Consider the following 18,563-nt stretch of genomic DNA (forward strand, 5'->3'; position numbering starts at 1 on the left):
AATGCGGGCTCTTTGCGCAACGGCGCGCATGCGCATGATTGCGGCGCTCTGCCGCTTGCGCAGCATAACGAAGGAATTGATGATGCTGGTTCACGTCCCCAACGTATTGACGCCCGAGCAGGTGCGCACGCTGCGCGCGCGGCTCGACCATGCAGGCGATGCCTGGGTGGACGGCCGCGCAACGGCCGGCTGGTCCGGTGCGCCCGTGAAGCGCAATGTGCAGGTCGCCGAGCATACGCCCATCGCACGCGAACTCGGCGACATCGTGCTCGCGGCCATCGAGCGCAATCCGCTTTTCATCAGCGCGGCGCTGCCCAACCAGGTGTACCCGCCGCTCTTCAATCGCTATGAAGGCGGTATGACGTTCGGCAGTCACGTGGATGGCGCAGTGCGTGTGCTGCCCAACGGCGTGAAGCTGCGCACCGACGTTTCCTGCACGCTCTTTCTCTCGTCGCCAGACGAATACGATGGCGGCGAACTCGTGGTCGAAGACACCTACGGCGTGCAGGAGGTCAAGCTGCCGGCGGGCGACATGATCGTCTATCCGGCCACGAGCCTGCACCAGGTCAGGCCGGTCACGCGCGGCGCGCGCGTGGCGAGCTTTTTCTGGGTGCAAAGCCTCGTGCGCGACGACACGAAGCGCGCGCTGCTCTTCGACATGGACACGGCCATCCAGCGCCTGAACGCAAGCGACGCCGATGCCCAGGCGCGGCGCAGCCTCGTGGGCTGCTACCACAATCTGTTGCGACTCTGGAGTGAAACATGAGCTTTCCCGATGCTGCCGAGATCGACGCGCCGGCAACGCCGCGCACGCGTCTCGACGCCGAACAGCGCGACGAGCGCGCAAAGCGCTCGCGCCGCGCAACCTTCATCAAGTGGCTACGCAAGGTCCACGGCTGGGTGGGCCTGTGGGGCGCGGCGCTCGGCCTGCTGTTTGGCGCAACGGGATTCGTGCTCAACCATCGCGCCGAGCCGCTGCGCATTTCGCCGGGCGCGCCGCAAGTCTCGACGGTGCAGATTGCCGTGCCCGACCCCGCGCCCGAAACGCCGCGGGAAATGGCGAAATGGTTGCGCTCGCAACCGGATTTGAAGCTGCCCGCGCGCATGGGCCGCGTGCAGAAGGAGCCCGAGCATAACGTGGCGTGGGGCGATCGCCAGGTCGTGCAGCCCGAGCACTGGCAGATAATGTTCACGTCGCCCGGCGAGAGCGTGATGGTCGAGTACTGGATGGGCAACGACAAGCTCACGCTCAAGCGTAACGACAACTCGCTTGTCTCGACGATCGCCAATCTGCACAAGGGTACGGGTATGAGCATCGGCTGGGTGCTGTTCATCGACAGCTTCGCCGGGGCGCTCATTCTGCTTTCGCTCACGGGCGTGCTGCTGTGGACGGAGCTGAACAAGCGCAAGACAGTGGGCGCCGTGCTGCTGTTCGGCTCGATTATCGTCGCGGTGGGCGTCGGCCTGGCGTAAGCTTCGATACGTCATCCAGGCAACGGGCGCGAACCCCGCTGTTCGCGCCCGTTCTGCTTTCAGTCTTTCACGCCACGCTTGCGCAGCAAATAGGTGTCCATGATCCATCCGTTCGCTTCGCGCGCCTGTGCGCGAACACGGACGATCTCGTCTTTCACGTCTTCCAGCCGGCCCGACATCAGGATCTCGTCAGGGGTGCCGACATAGGCGCCCCAGTAGATATCGAGTGCTTCGCCCGCGAGCTGCGCGTACGCGTTCTGCGCGTCGAGCATGACCACCGCGCTTTCCACGTCTTGCGGAAAGCCGCCCTCCGCGAGCCGCCTCCCCGTCGTGATGCTCACCGGCTTGCCGATGAAGTTCAGCGGCACGCGGTGCTTCGCCGCGAGCGCCTGCACGCTGCTAATGCCGGGAATCACCTCGAAGTCGAACGCGAGCCGGCCATCGGCCAGGATCGTATCGAGAATGCGGATCGTGCTGTCGTAGAGCGACGGGTCGCCCCAGACGAGAAACGCGCCGCATTGGCCGTCGGTCAATTCCTCTTCGATCAGGCGCTCGAATACGCGCTGCTTGTCGCGGTTGAGCTCGTCCACGGCGGCCTTGTAGTCGAGACCTTCGTCGCGGCGCCGCTCGGGGCTCGTGGCCTCCACGATGCGATAGTCGTGGTCCGCGATGAAGCGCGCGCAGATTTCCTTGCGCAGCGCGACGAGCTTGTCCTTGGCCGCGCCCTTGTCCATCACGAAGAACACGTCGGCCGCGTTGAGCGCTTCGATTGCCTGCACGGTCAGATATTTCGGATCGCCCGCGCCGATGCCGATGATGAGGATCTTTTTCACGTTGCCGTTCCGGAATGGGAGTCGTCGGTGCGGCGCAATGATAGCGCGAGTTCGGCGCTGTGCCGCGCTCGCGGGCAGGGCAATTTTCTTCAATACGGCGGCGGTGCGCGCGTCTACCCTCGACGCTGACTGATCGCCCATGAGCGTAGCGAGGAAAACCGTGAACACTGCTTTGTCGATGGCCGCCTTCGCGCTGGCCACTTCCATTACCCCTGGTCCCGTCAATATCGTCGCGCTGGGCGCGGGCGTGCGCTACGGGCTGCGCGCGAGCCTGCGCCACGTCGCCGGCGCGACCGTGGGCTTCACGTTGCTTCTGCTGCTGATCGGTCTCGGCATGCGGGAACTGCTGGCGCGCTTGCCGTTTCTCACGCGCGCGCTCGAATGGGCGGGCGTGGCCTTCCTGCTGTACGTGGCTTACCGGCTCGCCACCGACGATGGCCGCATCGACTCGCCGAACGCGGCGCGCGGTCCCTCGCTGATGGCGGGTGCCACGATGCAATGGCTCAATCCCAAGGCGTGGCTCGCGTCGGTAGCGGGCATGGGTTTATATGCGGCTTCGGGAGAAAATGCGCTCGTCTGGCAGTTCGCCGCGATCTATTTCGCGGTGTGCTACGTGTCGATCGGGTGCTGGGCGTGGGCGGGCGCGTCGCTGCGCCAGGCCTTGCGCGAACCGTCGCGCGTGCGTTTCGTGAACCGCGCGATGGCGCTGCTGCTGGCGGGCAGTGCGGTCTGGCTGGTGCTCGGCTGAGCGCACGGCGGCTACGTTAGCCGCGATATTGGCCAGGCGTCGCGGCAACGAACTGGCGGAACGCGCGCTGCAGATGCGCCTGATCGGCGAAACCCGCTTGCGCCGCAACGTCTGCAATGGCGTGCCCGCGGCGCAGTTGAGCGCGGCTGAATTCGATACGGCGGTTCACGACATACGCGTGCGGCGTCATGCCGTATTGCTCGCGAAACGCGCGTATCAGATACGAGGGCGACAGATCGGCGGCGGCGCAGATCTCTTCGAGCTTGAGCGTGCGCGTGTAGTTGCCGTCGATGAATTCCGCCGCCCGCGCGAGGCGCTCGTTCGGTTCGCGCGCGCTGACCGGCGCGGGATTGAGGGACTGCTGGAGCCGGGAGAAATAGGCCACGACGGCGCATTCCTTGCGCAACGCCGACTCATTCGTATCGACGAGCAACGCGTAAAGTGCGTTGAGCCCGTCGAACAAGTCGCGCTCCCAGCTCAAGGTCTGCTCGAACGGGCGAAAGCCTTCGTGCGCTCCGAAGCCCAGCTCGTGTTGCAGATTCGCGAGCCATGCCGTGTCGAGATAGAACATGCGGTAGGCCCAGGGCTCGTCCGCGGCCGGGTTGCATGCATGCACGGTTTCCGGGTTGATGACCACCACCGCGCCCGCGCCGATATGCGAGAGCGTGCTTCCGTTCAGGTAGGTGCTGCACCCGCCCGTGACCGCGCCGATCGAGAACGTGCTGTGTGCGTGACGGCCGTAGCGGACCTTGCGCCCGTCGGCGATTGCGCGCACCTCGATGAACGGCAGGTCGGCGTCGCGCCAGAAGCAGGGTTGTGCGTCGGACGTCGTGGCTAGCGGCATGGGGGACCTCGGAGTCATGCTGCGCGCAACAAGCGGCGCAGGCGGTCCATATTAGCGCAACGCGAGCAAGCAGGGGGGACGTGATAGGCTTGTCCGGATCGCGCGGGTCATTCCCTTTTCCATTGCCAGGCACTGCACATGAACGAAACGAAGCCAATGAATACAACGATTCGCCCGTTGACCGAGCAGGACGCCGAGGCGTTTCACGCCATGCGTTTGTACGCGACCGAAAATTATCCCGCCGGCATCGTCCCGACCTATGAAGAGGAATCGAAACGCACGCCCGAAGAAAGCCGGGCCCGCGTGCGGGCTACCGAAAACCAGGTCGTGTTCGGCGCATTCGTGGGCGACACGCTCGTCGGCATTACCGGCCTCATGCGCGAACCCAGGCGCAAGCTTGCCCACAAGGGGCTCGTTTGGGGCGTCTTTGTCGATCCTGCATGGCGCGGCGCCGGCATTGCCAGGCAACTGATGGAGGGCGTCATCGCGCACGCCCGCACGCTCGGCTTGCTCCAGGTGCAACTGGTGGTGAGCGCGCTGAATCCCCGCGCCCAGGCGCTCTACCGTTCGTGCGGCTTCGTGCGCTACGGGGTCGAGCCCCGCGGCCTGTGCATCGACGGCGAGTATGCCGACGACGAACTCATGGTGCGCTTTCTCGACGACCCGGCCGTGCCCGACTGAGCTCCACGCCGTTGCCGCACAATGCGCAACGCCGCGCGAACGTCAAGTGTGGTGCAACGCACAGTGCGCTCGGGCGAATTATGCATGGTCATCATTTCGTCATACCTGAACGTCGATAATCCACCGCGAATAAATTGGCCGACGTGTCCCGAGCCGCGCAACCATAGCGCGGCCGGCGCGACGAAGGCCCGGGGATTTCGACATGACCATTCGTCACCGCATCACGCTGCTGATCGTCCTGATGTTCGTCGCGCTGTCCGCCATCGGCGGCTACGCGGCCTGGCAGGCCCGCCGCAGCGCCACCGACGTCCGCGAGGTTACCCAGGGCGTCGTGCCGAGCGCCCTCGCTTCATCCGACCTCGTGTCGCTCGTGAAAGACGTGCAGCTCGCCACCATGACGCTCGTCTACGCACCTGACGCCACGGTCGCGTCGCTCGCGCAAAACGAACTCAAGGACAAGGAAGCCGCGTTGCGCGCCGCGCTCGACGTGCAGCGCAAGGCGGCAGCCAGCCACGCGCAGGAAGGCCTGGTTTCGCAGGCGCAGGAAAGTCTCGCGAACTACTTCTCCGCGATCGACGACACCGCGAAAATGAAGGCGAGCGGCAAGAACGAACTCGCGCAGGCCTATCTCTTCGCGAACGTCGCGCAGTACCGCGACGAACTCGAAGGCATCGTCACGACGATGCGCGTGGAAAAGAACCGCCAGAAAGACGACGCGATCCGCACGCTCAACGGCGCGCTCGACACCACGACGAGCGCGATTGCCGGCGTGACGGGCGGCGCGATTCTGCTGCTCACGCTGATCGGCGCGCTGCTGTATCGCCAGATCACGCGCCCGCTTTCGCGCATGCAGGCCATGATGAGCGAGATTGCTTCGAGCCAGGACTTCACGCGCCGCGTGCCCGTGGGCCGGATGGACGAAATCGGTCATTCGATCGTCGCCTTCAACGGCATGATCGAAAAGATCCAGCACAGCTCCGCGCAGCTCAAGCGCAAGACCGCCGACATTCAGGCGATGTTGCAGAACATGCAGCAGGGCATTCTCACGGTGGTGGAAGGCGCGACGATCCACAACGAATATTCGGCGTATCTGGAGGCGATCTTCGAAACGAACGAGATTGCGGGCCGTTCGCTCATGGACCTCGTGTTCTCGCATACGGATCTCGACGCCGACACCCTTGCGCAAATCGACGCCGCCGTGCACGCGTGCCTGGGCGAAGACGACGTGAATTTCGCCTTCAATCAACATCTGCTCGTGAACGAGATCACGCGCACGCTGCCCGATGGCCGCGCGAAGGTGCTCGACCTGAGCTGGTCGGCCATCACCGACGAAAACGACGTGGTCGTGCGTCTCATGCTGTGCGTGCGCGACGTGACGGAACTGCGCGAGCTCGCGGCCGAGGCCGGCGAGCAGAAACGCCGCCTCGAAATGATCGGCGAAATTCTCGCGGTGAGCGAAGAGAAGTTCCAGCATTTCGTCGAAAGCTCGACGGGTTTCATTCACGAGAACGAGCACATCATTCGTCAGCACGACTGCGCGGACACGAGCGCGATTGCAGCGCTGTTCCGCAATATGCACACGATCAAGGGCAATGCGCGCACGTATAGCCTGCAGCATCTCACGGGCGTGGTGCACGAAGTCGAGCAGCGCTACGACGCATTGCGCCGTGAGGACACGAGCCACACGTGGGACCAGCAGGCGCTCATTGCCGATCTGGAGCGCGTGAAGACGGCGCTCGAGCACTATTCGAGCATCAACGAAGTGAGCCTCGGGCGCGGCCCGCGTGCGGCTGGCGCGCAGAACGGCGCGGCGAGCCTCACGGTCACGCGCGAAGCGATCGAAGAGACGCTGCGCATCGTCGATCGCACCGACGACAACGACCTGCCCGCGCTGCGCGCGATGCGCGCCGAACTGCGCGCTACGCTGCGCGCCATCGGCACCGAGCGCGTGGCCGATGTGCTCGCGGGCGTGACCGGCTCGCTGCCCTCGCTCGCCGAGGAACTCGGCAAGACCGAACCGGTGGTGCGGATCGCGGACAACGGTTATCGCCTGCGCGGCGAGGCTGCCGGCACGGTGAAGAACGTGTTCATGCACCTGCTGCGCAACTCGCTCGACCACGGCATTGAAATGCCGGCGCAGCGCCGCGCGATCGGTAAGGACGAGTCGGGTCATATCGACATCGACGTGAATGTGCACGACGGTGCGCTGCAACTGACGCTCGCCGACGACGGCCGCGGCCTCGCGCTCGCGCGCATTCGCGGCATTGCCGTGGAGCGCGGCTGGCTGCAGGCGGATGAAGCGGTGAGCGACGACGCGATCGCGGCGTTCATTTTCCGTCCCGGCTTTTCGACGGCGGCGAGCGTGACTGAAGTCTCGGGCCGCGGCGTGGGTATGGACGCGGTGCGCGATTTCCTCGAACGCGAGGGCGGCGCAATCGAACTGCGTTTCACCGATGACCGTGCGGGCGCCGATTACCGGCATTTCCAGACCGTCGTGCGTTTGCCGCAGCAGTGGGCCGTAAAGATGGCGGACGCAACGCAGGCAACGCAAGAGGAAGCGCTGGCGGGCTAGGGCCTGTTATTAGCGTGAACAGGTCTTGACGCATGGCGGGGGTGGAAGTGGTCTTACCGTATTTGATCGAAGGCGCGGCGCTCGTCGTCCTGGCGGCCGGCCTGGCTGCCGTGTGGGGCAGGCGTGCGAAAACGCAGGCTCGTGAGGCCGCGCGCGCGCAGGACGCCGCGCACGCAGCCGCGCTTGCACAGGCTCAAGCGCACCACGCGGCGCAGCAGGAAAGCGCCGCGCGCGAACGCGAGGCGCTGGTTGCGCAGACCGAGTCGCTGCGGGCGGAACTCGCGCAGCGCAGGTCCGTGGCGGATGCACTCGAAGCGGCGCTCGCCGGCGAGCGCGCGCAGCGCGACGACGCCATGCAGCATGCGGCGCGGATCGCCGCCGAGGCTGCGCGCCTGAAGCTCATGTCGTCGACGTTCGAGCGCTGGCACGAGCAGATGATTTCGCTGATGGCGCAGAACAACGACATGCACAAGAAGAACCAGGAGCTGTCGTCGATCGTCAGTCACGTGCTGATCGTTTCGCTCAACGCTTCGATCGAAGCGGCACGCGCCGGCGCGGCCGGCCGCGGCTTCTCGATTGTGGCGGGCGAAGTGCGCTCGCTCGCCACGCGCTCGCAGGAACTGTCGAAGAGCTATCGCGACAGCCTGAACCGTAACGACCTCATCACGGCCGCGACGTTCCAGGACATTCAGGCGGGCGGCAAGATGATCGCGGCGACGCTCGCGAGCGTGGAAGCGTCGTCGCAGCAGCTGCATCACCAGCTTGAAGCGGCGCGCGCCGGGGCGCACGCATGATCGGCACGCACGCGAAGGACAGCATCGAGCGGATTTTCTTCGCGGCCGCGCGCATGCGTCTCGTGACCGACGCGCAGCACCGCTGCGATATCGAGCCTCGGGTGGGCGAGGCTCCCCAGGGCGAGCATCTGGTCGTCCTGACGATTTCGTCGATGCAGTTCCGCCTGCTCCTGCTCCTGCACTTCGAAGACGACGAACGCACGCAGCGCTATTACGTGGGCGACGCCTCACGCCCGCTCGCCGAGTGCTTCATGGAGTTCGGCAATCTGTGCTGCGGGGCCATGAACCAGCAACTGGTCGAGCATTTCCCCGACCTCGGGATGTCCACGCCCTATGCGCTCAGCAGCGGGTGCCTGCCGTATCTGCGCGAACTGAAGCCGGATTACGTGCAGTCGTATGCGCTCACGATCGATCACGACGTCCGGCTCGGCGCCACGCTGTGCATCTGCACGCAGGCGCCGCTCGATTTCGTGGCGGGTCCCGCCGCAGTCGAAGTGCACGACAGCGCGGGCGAACTCGAATTGTTTTGAAGGCAGGGACAGGAACATGAACGCGAACAAGCCAGTCAGCAAGCTGTTGCTGCTGGAAAGCGATACGGCGCGCGCCGGGGCGATAGTGCAAACCGCAGCCGCACACGATTGCGTGTGCGTGCCGGTGCGGCGCGACGCGCTCTCGGCGGCGCTGAAAACGCATTACGACCTCGGCGGCGTGCTTCTGGGCGAGGACTTTGGCGGCTCGCTCGAAGCCGCGTCGGCGGTGGCTGTCGCGCTCGAAGCGGAGCGCCCCGAACTGCCCGTCGTGCTGCGGCGCGCAGCAAACGGGCACGGCGATGCGTTGCCCGAGCCGTTGCGCCGCCTGCCGCGCGCCAGCTGGCACGAAAGCGATCCTGCCACGCTGATCGCGGCGCTCGAAGCGCACGTGTTCTCGCACGACTATCCGGACCCGCTCGTGGACGGCATCACCGACATGACGCTCGGGCGCCTGCGCGGCCTCTTCCCCGAACTCGAGGTGAACTGGGACACGCCAGGTATCGTGCGCGACCGCATCATCTTCGGCGAGGTGTTGACGCTCATTCCGATCGAGACCGCATGGTGCCGCGGCTGGCTTCTCATGCAGACCGAGGAGGCGCCGCTCATCGAGCTGCTGCCGCCGCGCGCGGGCCGCGACGAAGCGAGCGACTTCCGCGATGTGAACGGCGTGCTGGCCGAACTCACCAATCTCGTGTGGGGTGCGTTCCGTAATCGCTATCTGGGTAACGCGCACGCTGCCGACGAGGCGGGTGGGGGCCGCGCGCCGGTGCAGGTGCCGCTGCTCATCAATCATCGGCGACGCTACTTGTCGTTTGGCTCGGACAACCCGCAGCTATGCATCAAGTACCGGCTCACATGCCCGAATACGGGCCGCGAAGTGGTGATCGACCAGCGGTTCGTGTTCAGCCTCGGCTGGTCGCGCGAAGGATTCGACGAGACGGCCGCGCAGGCCGCGGCTGCAGCCGTTCAAGAGCAGGCGAGCGGCGAACTCGAACTATTTTGATCAAATGCGCGCGCTGCGCGCGCAACAGAGAGGGACAACATGGCAAAGATTCTGGTGGTGGACGATTCGAGCACGGTGCGCGACGAAGTGGCCGGCTTTCTGCGCAAGAACGGTCTGGACGTGGACACGGCGGTGGACGGCAAGGACGGCCTCGCGAAGCTGCGCTCGAACCCCGGCGTGAAGCTCGTGGTGAGCGACGTGAACATGCCGAACATGGACGGCCTCACGATGGTCGAGAAGATCCGCAGCGAACTCGCGAATACGGCCGTGAACGTGGTGATGCTGACCACGGAAAGCAGCCCGGCCATGAAGGAGCGCGGCAAGGCGGCCGGCGTGCGCGGCTGGATCGTGAAGCCGTTCAAGGGCGAAGCCGTGCTGGAGACGTTCCGCAAGCTCGCGAGCTAAGCGCGGCACGTGCAAAAAGGCCCCGGCGCCGTTGCCGGGGCCTGCAGACCAGACATCACGCCATCACGCCGCGCTGGCGTGATCGTTAGTCTTCGCCGGAGTCAGCAGCACCGGAATCGACTTCGAAGTCGGCGTGCCCGCGCCATCCGCGACGGACGAAAGCGGTACGAGCGGATTGGTCTCGGGATAGTACGCGCCGAGGCAGCCGCGCGGAATGTCGTATTCCACCAGCATGAAATCCTCGACGTGGCGCTCCACGCCGTCGTCCCACACGCTCGTGATGTCCACGTGCTGGCCCGGCTCGAAGCCGAGCATCGTCATGTCTTCGCGGTTCGCGAACAGGACGCGGCGCAGGCCGTATACGCCGCGGTAACGATCGTCGAGACCGTAGATCGTGGTGTTGTACTGATCGTGCGAGCGCGTCGTCATGAGCGTCATGAGGCGCGGACCGTGTTCGGCCCGCGCGCGGTGAATCGGCGTATCGAGCGCGATGGGGTGCACGACGAATTGCGCCTTGTTGCTGGGCGTTTTCCACACACGGTCGCGCGAGGCCACCCCCAGGTGGAAGCCGCCCGGGTGCTTCAGGCGCTCGTTGTAGTTCTCGAAGCCGTCGAATACTTGTTCGATGCCGTCGCGGATCTTCGCGTAGTCGGCAGCGAGATCGAGCCAGTCCACCTTGTCGCTGCCGAGCGTGGCGTGCGCCATGCGCGCGACGATGGCGATTTCCGAAAGCAGGTTCGTCGAAGCGGGCCGGTTCATGCCGTAGGAGATGTGCACCATGCTCATCGAGTCCTCGACGCTTACCCCTTGCGGCACGCCGTTCTGCAAGTCGATTTCGGTTCGCCCGAGCGTGGGCAGAATGAGCGCGTCATGGCCGTGAACCAGATGGCTGCGGTTGAGCTTCGTCGTGACGTGCACCGTGAGCGCGCACGCGCGCATGGCTTCCCACGTGCGCGGCGTGTCGGGCGTGGCGATCGAGAAGTTGCCGCCAAGACCGATGAACACCTTCACGCGGCCTTCGAGCATCGCGTGGATCGTCTCCACGACGTCATAGCCGTGCTCGCGCGGCGGCTCGAAATCGTAGGCCTTGCCGAGACGGTCGAGAAACGCCTGGGTGGGCTTTTCCTCGATGCCCACCGTGCGGTCGCCCTGCACGTTCGAATGGCCGCGCACGGGGCACAGGCCCGCGCCGCGGCGGCCGATATTGCCGCGCATCATCATGAGATTCGACAGCAACTGGATCGTCGCCACCGAATTCTTGTGCTGCGTGAGGCCCATGCCCCACGTCGAGATGACGGCCTTGCCCTTCACGTAGATGTCGGCGAGCTTGAGCACCTCTTCCATCGGCACGCCTGCTTCGGCGACGAGGGTGTCCCACGACTCGGCGCGCAGGTCGGCGGCGAAGGCGTCGAAGCCAACGCAGTGTTCGGCGATGAAATCGGCGTCGAGCACGCGTTGCGTGCCTTGCGCGAGCGCCTCGTCGTCAAGTTCGATCACGCGCTTGGCCACGCCCTTGATGAGCGCGAAGTCGCCGCCCACGCGCGGGCGGATGAACACGGAGCTAATCTGCACGCCCTTGGGCGAGAGCATGTCGAGCGTGTGCTGCGGGCTCGCGAAGCGCTCCAGCCCGCGTTCTTTCAACGGATTGATCGAGACGATGGTCGCGCCGCGCTTTGCGCATTCGCGCAACTCGCCGAGCATGCGCGGATGGTTCGTCGCCGGGTTCTGGCCGAAGATGAGCAGCGTGTCGGCGTGTTCGAAGTCGTCGAGCGTGACGGTGCCCTTGCCGATGCCCACCGTGCCCGGCAGGCCGCGGCTCGTGGCCTCGTGGCACATGTTCGAGCAGTCGGGGAAGTTGTTCGTGCCGTACATGCGCACGAAGAGCTGGTAGAGGAATGCGGCCTCGTTGCTGGCACGGCCCGAGGTGTAGAACGCGGCGCGGTTCGGGTCGTCGAGCGCATTGAGGTGCTTCGCGATCAGCTTGAACGCGTCGTTCCACTCGATCGGCACATAGCGGTCCTGCAACGCGTCGTAGACGAGCGGATCGGTCAGGCGGCCGTGCTGCTCCAGCTCGTAGTCCGACTGCGCCATCAGTTCGCTAACCGTGTGCTCCTGAAAGAACCGGGGCGTCACGCGCTTGCTGGTCGCCTCCGCCGCCACGGCCTTCACGCCGTTCTCGCAGAATTCGAACGTGGAAGCGTGCTCGCGGTCGGGCCATGCGCAGCCGGGGCAGTCGAAGCCGTCGGGCTGGTTCTGCTTGAGCAGGGTGCGGTAATTGCCGCCCGTCACCTTCTCCTTGATCAGGTTGATGGCAACCTGCTTGAGCGCGCCCCAGCCGGCGGCGGGGTGGTGATACGGCTCGATGCGACCTTGCGGCTTCTTCATGATGCGGTTGGCTTTTCGTTTTCCAGGGCGCTCTGCCCGACGACCCAAGGCTACTGTGTTCCTGTGCCCCCCGGAGATCACAGAAAAACCAAAAGGCAAGGGATACAGTTGCGGCGTTTTGTCATAGACTTGCCGGGATCGGCCCCGCGCGCGCGGCCTCACCCTTTCGCCGCTTGAATGCAACCCGAACGCAACCCGAACGTGACCCGCTACGAGCAACTCGCCGACGATATCGAAGCCGCCGTGCGCCGCGGCGTGTTCGGCCCTGGCGAGCGCATTCTCTCGGTGCGGCGCGCGAGCCGGCAGCACGGCGTGAGCATCAAGACAGTGCTGCGCGCCTACGCGGTGCTGGAAAGCCGCAGCGTGATCGAGTCACGGCCGCAATCCGGGTATTTCGTGCGCGCGCGCCTGGCTGCGCCGCAAGGGCGCGGCCAGGTGGGCACACAAAGCTCACAGGGCAAGGAACCCGTTTCACCGGGCAAGGCGCGCCGCGCCGGCGCGCCCAGGCAGCCCGTGCCTGCCAACGTGGACGTGAGCCGGCTCGTGCTTTCCACGCTGCGCAGCATCGGCGCGCAGGACGCGGTGCCGCTCGGTTCGCCGTACCCGGACCCGGCGCTGTTCCCCTGGCGGCGCATCAACCAGTACGCCAATGCCATTGCGCGCCGCCATGCGAGCTGGAACCTCATCGACGACCTGCCGCCCGGCAATCCCGAACTGATCCGCCAGATCGCGCGGCGCTACGCCGAAAACGGCGTGAGCGTCGATCCGGAGGAAATCGTCATCACCGTGGGCGCGACCGAGGCGATCAACCTGAGCCTGCAAGCCGTGGCCAGGCCGGGCGACACGGTCGCCGTCGAATCGCCGACGTACTACGCGATGCTGCACGCCATCGAGCGTCTGGGCATGCGCGCGATCGAAGTGAGCACGCACCCTCACACCGGCATCGACCTCGACGCGCTGGAGCGCGTACTGGCGCGCCAGAAGATCGCGGCTTGCATGGTGATGCCGAACTTCCAGAATCCGCTGGGCTTTCGCATGCCCGACGCGAACAAGGCGCGGCTCGTGGCGCTCGCCGAGGCGCACGACTTGCCCGTGATCGAGAACGACGTCTATCAGGAGCTGTACTTCGGGCAGACGCGGCCTTCCACGCTCAAACAGTTCGATACCCGCGCTCTCGTGCTGCATTGCGCTTCGTTTTCGAAGAGCCTCTCCGCCTCGTACCGCATTGGCTGGGCGCTGCCGGGGCGTTACCGCGCGCAGGTCGAAAAGCTCAAGTTCCTCAATACGCTCACGACACCCTCGATTCCCCAGGTGGCGCTCGCCGACTACTTGCGCCACGATGGCTACGACCGGCACCTGCGCCGCGTGCGGCGCTTCTACCGGCAACAGGCGCGGCTCATGCGGGCGATGGTCGAGCGCTTTTTTCCGGCGGGCACGCGCACCTCGGAGCCGCAAGGCGGCTACGTGCTGTGGGTAGAACTGCCGCCGCGCGTCGATTCGATGCGGCTCTATCAGGCGGCGCTCGCACAGGGCATTACCATCGGGCCCGGCTACATGTTCTCGATGCGCAACGAGTATCACCACTACATCCGGCTGAACTACAGCTACCCGTGGAACGCGCAGACCGAAGCCGCGCTGAAGACGCTGGGCGAAATGGCCGCGAAGATGGCATGAGGAGACAGACGATGGACGCAGACAAAGAACGCGAAGACGACGCGCACCAGCAGGGTGTCGACCCGGTGCTGATTGCGGTGCTCGAGCAGTTGTGGCGCGCGGAGTGCGAGAAGCACGAGCATCCTGAGCGCCAGGGGCGCGCATGGTCGCTCGCGAAACTCTCGAAGCAGGCCGGCGTGCCGATGAGCGGATTGCGCAGACAATTGACGGCGCTCGTGGACAGTGGACTCGTGGTGACGACGCAGGCCGAAGATGGGACCGGCACGGCGAGTCTGTCGGATGAAGGGCGGGTGTTTTGTGCGGAGGTGTTCGGCGAGGGCGGCTGAAAGGCTTTAAGCTACGCCAACGCCATCCCCCTCACGACCATGGATTACATCGACAGCCTGCGGATCTTCCGCTCCGTCGTCGAGGCGCGCAGCTTCACGCGCGCCGCGGACATGCACAGCCTCACCACGCCCGTCGTCTCGCGCGCCATCGCGCGCCTCGAAAAACGCCTTGGCAGCCGGCTCTTTCATCGCAGCACGCGTGCGGTGTCGCTCACCGAGGCGGCCGAGCGCTTCTACGAAGGCTGCTGCCGCGTGCTCGACGATCTCGACGCGCTGGAGGCCGACGCCACGGTGCAAACGCGCGAAGCCAGCGGCGTGCTGCGCCTCGTCGCGCATACCACGGCCACCGTCAACCGGCTCGTGCCGCTCATTGCCAGCTTCAAGCGCGCACATCCCAAGGTGACGCTCGACGTGATCCTCACCGAGCGCCCCGTCGATCTGATCGCGGACGGCTACGACCTCGGCCTCGTGCTGCCGTTCATGCTCAACAACGAATCGACCGTCACGCGCCTGCTCGAGCGCATTCCGCTCGCGCTCGTCACGACGCCCGCGTATTTCGAAGCGCATGGCACGCCGAAGCATCCCGCGGACCTCGTCGACCACCTGTTCGTACTGATGCCGCCTTCCATGCGCAAGCCCGCGATCGCGTTTCGCGTCGGCGACGAGGAAGTCGTCGTGCCGCTGCACCACGAAATCGCCTCGAACAACCCCGAGTTCAATCGCGAGATGGTGCTGGAAGGCTTCGGTATCGGCATTCTCCCCACCGCCCTGGTGAGCGAGGAACTCGAGGCGGGCAAGCTCGTGACGGTGCTCGACGAGTTCCCGCTCGTCGACATGCAAATCGAGATTCGCCTCGCCTACACCACACGCACGCTGCTGCCGGCGAAGGTGCGCGCGTTCATCGATCACGCCACGGCGTTTTTCGACGATGTGAAGCACGAGGCGCCTTCCGAAGCGAAGGCTAACTGAAAGATTGGCCGCGATTATTGTCGCCGCGGCCATAATGTGATGCCGCGCGCAAGCCTTGTTCGGGGCCTGACTGGAGACTACTCTGTGCATATGCACATCTACCAGTCACCCGAGCACGACGATTGCTTTGCCGTACGCCAGGCCGCGCGGCATCTGTCGCAGCTCTACGAGCGGCACCTGAGCGCGGCGGGGCTCACGTCCACGCAGTTCAGCATTCTCGGTGCGCTGGGCCGCACGTCGAGCCTCACGATGGCGGAACTCGGGCGCTCGATGGTGATGGAGCGTACCACGCTCGTGCGCGCCTTGCGGCCGTTGTTGCGCGGTGCGCTCGTGGCCGATGCGCCGGACTGCGGCGAACGTCGCCGCCGCCTCACGCTCACCCAGGTGGGCCGTACGCGGCTCGATGCGGCGCATGAACATTGGCGCGCGGCGCAGGACGAATTCGAGCGCCGCTTTGGCGCACGACGCGCCGCATGGCTGCGGCGCGAGTTGTTTCGCATCACCCGGGCGGTTTAGTGTTTTCGGCTGGGTTTGTGGGTTGCGTCGCGCTTCTTCCCATGGCGGCGTTTTTTCATTTTCAGTAGTGTATATGCACAGGTAAACGTCATGTCGAGTCCTTCCACTCCCGTCGCGGTCGAGCCGACCCAGGCGCCAGAGCGTACGCGCATCTCGCGCATGCGTCTCGCGCTAGGCGCGGTCGCTCTCGTGCTGGCGGCTGCCGCCGGCTACTGGTTCTTCGTGCTGCGCTTCGTCGAGACCACCGACGACGCCTACGTGGGCGGCAACGTCACCGTGATGGCGCCGCGCGTGAGCGGCTTCGTCGCCGATATTCCCGTGCAGGACAACCAACGCGTGCACGCGGGCCAGGTACTGTTGCGTCTCGACTCGCGCGACTACGATGCGAAGCTCGCCCAGGCCAACGCGGAGCTTGCGAGCGCGCGCGCTGCGGTCGACGAATTGCAGGCGAGGCGCACGTTGCAGGAAGCGGTGATCAACCAGCATCAGGCCGAAGTGCGCGCCTCGAATGCGGAACTGACGCGCAGCGGCCAGGACCAGACGCGCTACCGCGAGCTGGTGAAGGACGACGCGGTCTCGAACCAACTGGTCGAGCGTGCGGATTCCGACTACGCGAAGGCGCAGGCGTCGGTTGCGCAAAGCGCAGCGGCGGTGCTGGCCGCGCAACGCCAGCTCGACGTGCTGGCCGCGCAGATCAACGATGCGCAGGCGCGTGTCGCAACGGCCGAGGCCAGCCAGCGCCTCGCGCAACTGAACGTCGAATACACGACGTTGACCGCGCCCGTGGACGGCTACATCGGCAATCGCACGGCGCGCGTGGGCACGCTTGCAAACGTGGGCGCGCCGCTGCTTACCGTGGTGCCTGCCACCGGCCTGTGGGTGGACGCGAACTTCAAGGAAGACCAACTGAAGAAGATGCACGCCGGCGATCGCGCCGACGTGACGCTCGACGCGGCCAGCGGCACGCTGCACGGCACCGTGGAGAGCCTCGCGCCCGCCACGGGGGCGACCTTCAGCGTGCTGCCGCCCGAGAACGCCACGGGCAACTTCACGAAGATCGTGCAGCGCGTGCCGGTGCGCATCCGCATCGACGCGAATGCGCCGGCGGACCTGCAAGCCGCGCTGCGGCCCGGTCTTTCGGCAACCGTGAAAGTGCATCTCACGCAAGCGCATTGAAGGGGCTACGACGATGGACGCCACGACAAGCGCCGACCCGACGCTCGCTCCGCATCTTCAACCGATGGCGCAACGCGCCTTCGCCTTTGCGCTCATGTGCATCGGCTTCTTCATGGCCACGCTCGACATCCAGATCGTCGCTTCGTCGCTGCGCGACATCGGCGGCGGTCTTTCCGCGAGCCAGGACGAGCTTTCATGGGTGCAAACGGCCTACCTGATTGCCGAGATCATGGTGATTCCCATGTCGGGCTGGCTCTCGAAGGTGTTTTCCACGCGCTGGCTCTTCGTGGCCTCCGCGGTGGGCTTCACCGTCACGAGCATGCTGTGCGGCCTCGCCTGGGACATCAATTCGATGATCGTGTTCCGCGGCCTGCAAGGCGCGCTCGGCGCGGCGATGATCCCCACCGTGTTCACCACGGCTTTCGTGCTCTTTCCCGGCAAGCAGCGCCTCGTTGCCTCCACGACGATCGGCGCGCTCGCCTCGCTCGCGCCCACGCTCGGGCCCGTGATCGGCGGCTGGATCACCGATCAATGGTCGTGGCATTGGCTCTTCTATCTGAACCTCGTGCCGGGTATTGCGGTGGCCGCGCTGGTGCCCAAATACGTGAACATCGACAAACCCGATCTTTCGCTTCTCAAACGCGGCGACTATCCCGGCATCGCGCTCATGTGCGGCTTTCTCGGCTGCCTCGAATACGTGCTCGAAGAAGGCCCGCGCAAGAACTGGTTCGGCGACGACGTGATCGTCGCCTGTACCTGGATCTCGGCGATCTGCGGCTTTCTCTTCATCGTTCACGCGCTCACGGCGAAGGACCCGATCGTCGATCTGCGCGCGCTGCTCGTGCGCAACTTCGGCATTGGCAGCCTGCTTTCGTTTGTCACGGGCATCGGCATTTTCGTGGCCGTTTATCTCACGCCGCTCTTTCTCGCGGAAGTGCGCGGCTATAGTTCGCTGCAAATCGGCTTGTCGCTGCTTTCGGTGGGTGTGTTCCAGTTGCTCGCGCTGGGTGCCTATGCCTTCGCCACGCGTTATTTCAGCATGCGGGCGCTGATGCTGTTCGGGCTGGTCTGCTTCGGGTTGGGCTGCTACCTGTATGTGCCGCTCACGCACGACTGGGGCTGGCAGCAATTTCTCGTGCCGCAGGCGCTGCGCGGCATTGGCCAGCAGTTCGCCGTTCCGCCCATCGTCACGATGTCGCTCGGCTCGCTGCCGCCTTCGCGGCTCAGGTCCGCGAGCGGTCTCTTCAACCTCATGCGCAATCTGGGCGGCGCGATCGGCATTGCCGTAAGCGCGACGATGCTCAACGACCGGCTCAACTTCCACTATCTGCGCCTGAACGAGAGCGTGACCGGCGGCGCGCCGCAAGTGCAATGGCTGCTGGCGGGGCGCACTGCGTACTGGTCGTCCGTGGCGGGCAATGCACTCGATGCCGCCGAAGCGGGGCTCGCGCAACTGCATGCACTGGTTCTGCGCGAAGCGCTCGTGATGACGTTCTCCGATACGTTCTTCGTGCTCTCGCTATGTTTCCTGGTCGCCATTGCGAGCGTGGCGTTCTCAAAGCCGATTTCGCTGGGCGGCCCGCCGCCCGACGCCCATTGAGGTGACTTATGACAACCCCTGAACGCTCATCGAC

The 18,563-nt window shown here is 65.4% G+C and carries 18 protein-coding genes; 15 read left to right on the forward strand and 3 right to left on the reverse strand.

Annotation, left to right across the window (positions count from 1 at the left end; genetic code table 11):
- The first annotated feature begins 82 nt into the window (after nt 1–82).
- Both C7411_RS27245 and C7411_RS27250 read left to right on the forward strand, forming a co-directional pair.
- Nucleotides 83–766: a Fe2+-dependent dioxygenase gene (locus C7411_RS27245; protein WP_110387221.1), complete on the forward strand. Its 684-nt coding sequence runs from the start codon at nt 83–85 to the stop codon at nt 764–766.
- On the forward strand, nt 763–1,473 hold the full coding sequence (locus tag C7411_RS27250) for a PepSY-associated TM helix domain-containing protein (protein ID WP_110387126.1): 711 nt from the start codon (nt 763–765) through the stop codon (nt 1,471–1,473). Before C7411_RS27245 ends, C7411_RS27250 begins: the two co-directional genes overlap by 4 nt.
- A gap of 59 nt (nt 1,474–1,532) precedes the next feature.
- Here the strand turns inward: C7411_RS27250 and cobF are convergent, their stop codons facing one another.
- The gene (cobF, locus tag C7411_RS27255) at nt 1,533–2,306 is read right to left on the reverse strand and encodes a precorrin-6A synthase (deacetylating) (RefSeq protein ID WP_110387222.1); all 774 of its coding nucleotides are present in this window, start codon (nt 2,304–2,306) and stop codon (nt 1,533–1,535) included.
- 160 nt (nt 2,307–2,466) lie between these two features.
- Here cobF and C7411_RS27260 point away from each other — a divergent pair, with 160 nt between their 5' ends.
- Entirely contained in the window at nt 2,467–3,054 is a 588-nt protein-coding gene (locus C7411_RS27260; protein WP_110387127.1) for a LysE family translocator, read from the forward strand.
- A 16-nt stretch (nt 3,055–3,070) separates the two neighbouring features.
- On the opposite strand, the gene C7411_RS27265 is transcribed toward C7411_RS27260, so the two are convergent.
- Nucleotides 3,071–3,898, reverse strand: coding sequence for an AraC family transcriptional regulator (locus tag C7411_RS27265; RefSeq protein WP_110387128.1), 828 nt, complete (start codon nt 3,896–3,898; stop codon nt 3,071–3,073).
- Nucleotides 3,899–4,054: 156 nt separating this feature from the next.
- Between C7411_RS27265 and C7411_RS27270 the strand changes: the two genes are divergently transcribed.
- From C7411_RS27270 to C7411_RS27295, 6 genes are all read left to right on the forward strand, one after another.
- On the forward strand, nt 4,055–4,579 hold the full coding sequence (locus C7411_RS27270; RefSeq protein WP_110387223.1) for a GNAT family N-acetyltransferase: 525 nt from the start codon (nt 4,055–4,057) through the stop codon (nt 4,577–4,579).
- A gap of 202 nt (nt 4,580–4,781) precedes the next feature.
- On the forward strand, nt 4,782–7,151 hold the full coding sequence (locus C7411_RS27275) for a HAMP domain-containing protein (RefSeq protein ID WP_110387129.1): 2,370 nt from the start codon (nt 4,782–4,784) through the stop codon (nt 7,149–7,151).
- 47 nt (nt 7,152–7,198) lie between these two features.
- Complete coding sequence (locus tag C7411_RS27280) at nt 7,199–7,945, forward strand: methyl-accepting chemotaxis protein (RefSeq protein WP_373682668.1); 747 nt, start codon at nt 7,199–7,201, stop codon at nt 7,943–7,945.
- The gene (locus tag C7411_RS27285) at nt 7,942–8,475 is read left to right on the forward strand and encodes a hypothetical protein (RefSeq protein WP_110387131.1); all 534 of its coding nucleotides are present in this window, start codon (nt 7,942–7,944) and stop codon (nt 8,473–8,475) included. The genes C7411_RS27280 and C7411_RS27285 overlap by 4 nt, the downstream gene beginning before the upstream one ends.
- 16 nt (nt 8,476–8,491) lie before the next feature.
- Entirely contained in the window at nt 8,492–9,478 is a 987-nt protein-coding gene (locus tag C7411_RS27290; protein WP_110387132.1) for a chemotaxis protein CheX, read from the forward strand.
- Nucleotides 9,479–9,517: 39 nt separating this feature from the next.
- On the forward strand, nt 9,518–9,883 hold the full coding sequence (locus tag C7411_RS27295) for a response regulator (RefSeq protein ID WP_028229743.1): 366 nt from the start codon (nt 9,518–9,520) through the stop codon (nt 9,881–9,883).
- A gap of 63 nt (nt 9,884–9,946) precedes the next feature.
- Here the strand turns inward: C7411_RS27295 and C7411_RS27300 are convergent, their stop codons facing one another.
- Complete coding sequence (locus tag C7411_RS27300; RefSeq protein WP_110387133.1) at nt 9,947–12,268, reverse strand: FdhF/YdeP family oxidoreductase; 2,322 nt, start codon at nt 12,266–12,268, stop codon at nt 9,947–9,949.
- Nucleotides 12,269–12,469: 201 nt separating this feature from the next.
- Between C7411_RS27300 and C7411_RS27305 the strand changes: the two genes are divergently transcribed.
- The 6 genes from C7411_RS27305 (at nt 12,470) to C7411_RS27330 (ending at nt 18,529) form a co-directional block, all read left to right on the forward strand.
- Entirely contained in the window at nt 12,470–13,942 is a 1,473-nt protein-coding gene (locus C7411_RS27305) for an aminotransferase-like domain-containing protein (protein WP_110387224.1), read from the forward strand.
- An 11-nt stretch (nt 13,943–13,953) separates the two neighbouring features.
- Nucleotides 13,954–14,268, forward strand: a complete 315-nt coding sequence (locus C7411_RS27310) for a helix-turn-helix domain-containing protein (protein WP_110387134.1) — start codon at nt 13,954–13,956, stop codon at nt 14,266–14,268.
- Between the two features lie 39 nt (nt 14,269–14,307).
- Complete coding sequence (locus C7411_RS27315; protein ID WP_110387135.1) at nt 14,308–15,237, forward strand: LysR family transcriptional regulator; 930 nt, start codon at nt 14,308–14,310, stop codon at nt 15,235–15,237.
- Between the two features lie 90 nt (nt 15,238–15,327).
- Nucleotides 15,328–15,753 (forward strand): MarR family winged helix-turn-helix transcriptional regulator, encoded by a 426-nt coding sequence (locus tag C7411_RS27320; RefSeq protein WP_110387136.1) that lies wholly within the window; start codon nt 15,328–15,330, stop codon nt 15,751–15,753.
- Between the two features lie 90 nt (nt 15,754–15,843).
- A complete protein-coding gene (locus C7411_RS27325; RefSeq protein ID WP_110387137.1) occupies nt 15,844–16,929 on the forward strand; it encodes an HlyD family secretion protein in 1,086 nt (361 codons plus the stop codon).
- Nucleotides 16,930–16,942: 13 nt separating this feature from the next.
- Entirely contained in the window at nt 16,943–18,529 is a 1,587-nt protein-coding gene (locus C7411_RS27330) for a DHA2 family efflux MFS transporter permease subunit (protein ID WP_373682665.1), read from the forward strand.
- The last annotated feature ends 34 nt before the right edge of the window (nt 18,530–18,563 follow it).

Source organism: Paraburkholderia silvatlantica, assembly GCF_003096715.1.
In the GTDB taxonomy this organism is placed as follows: domain Bacteria; phylum Pseudomonadota; class Gammaproteobacteria; order Burkholderiales; family Burkholderiaceae; genus Paraburkholderia; species Paraburkholderia silvatlantica.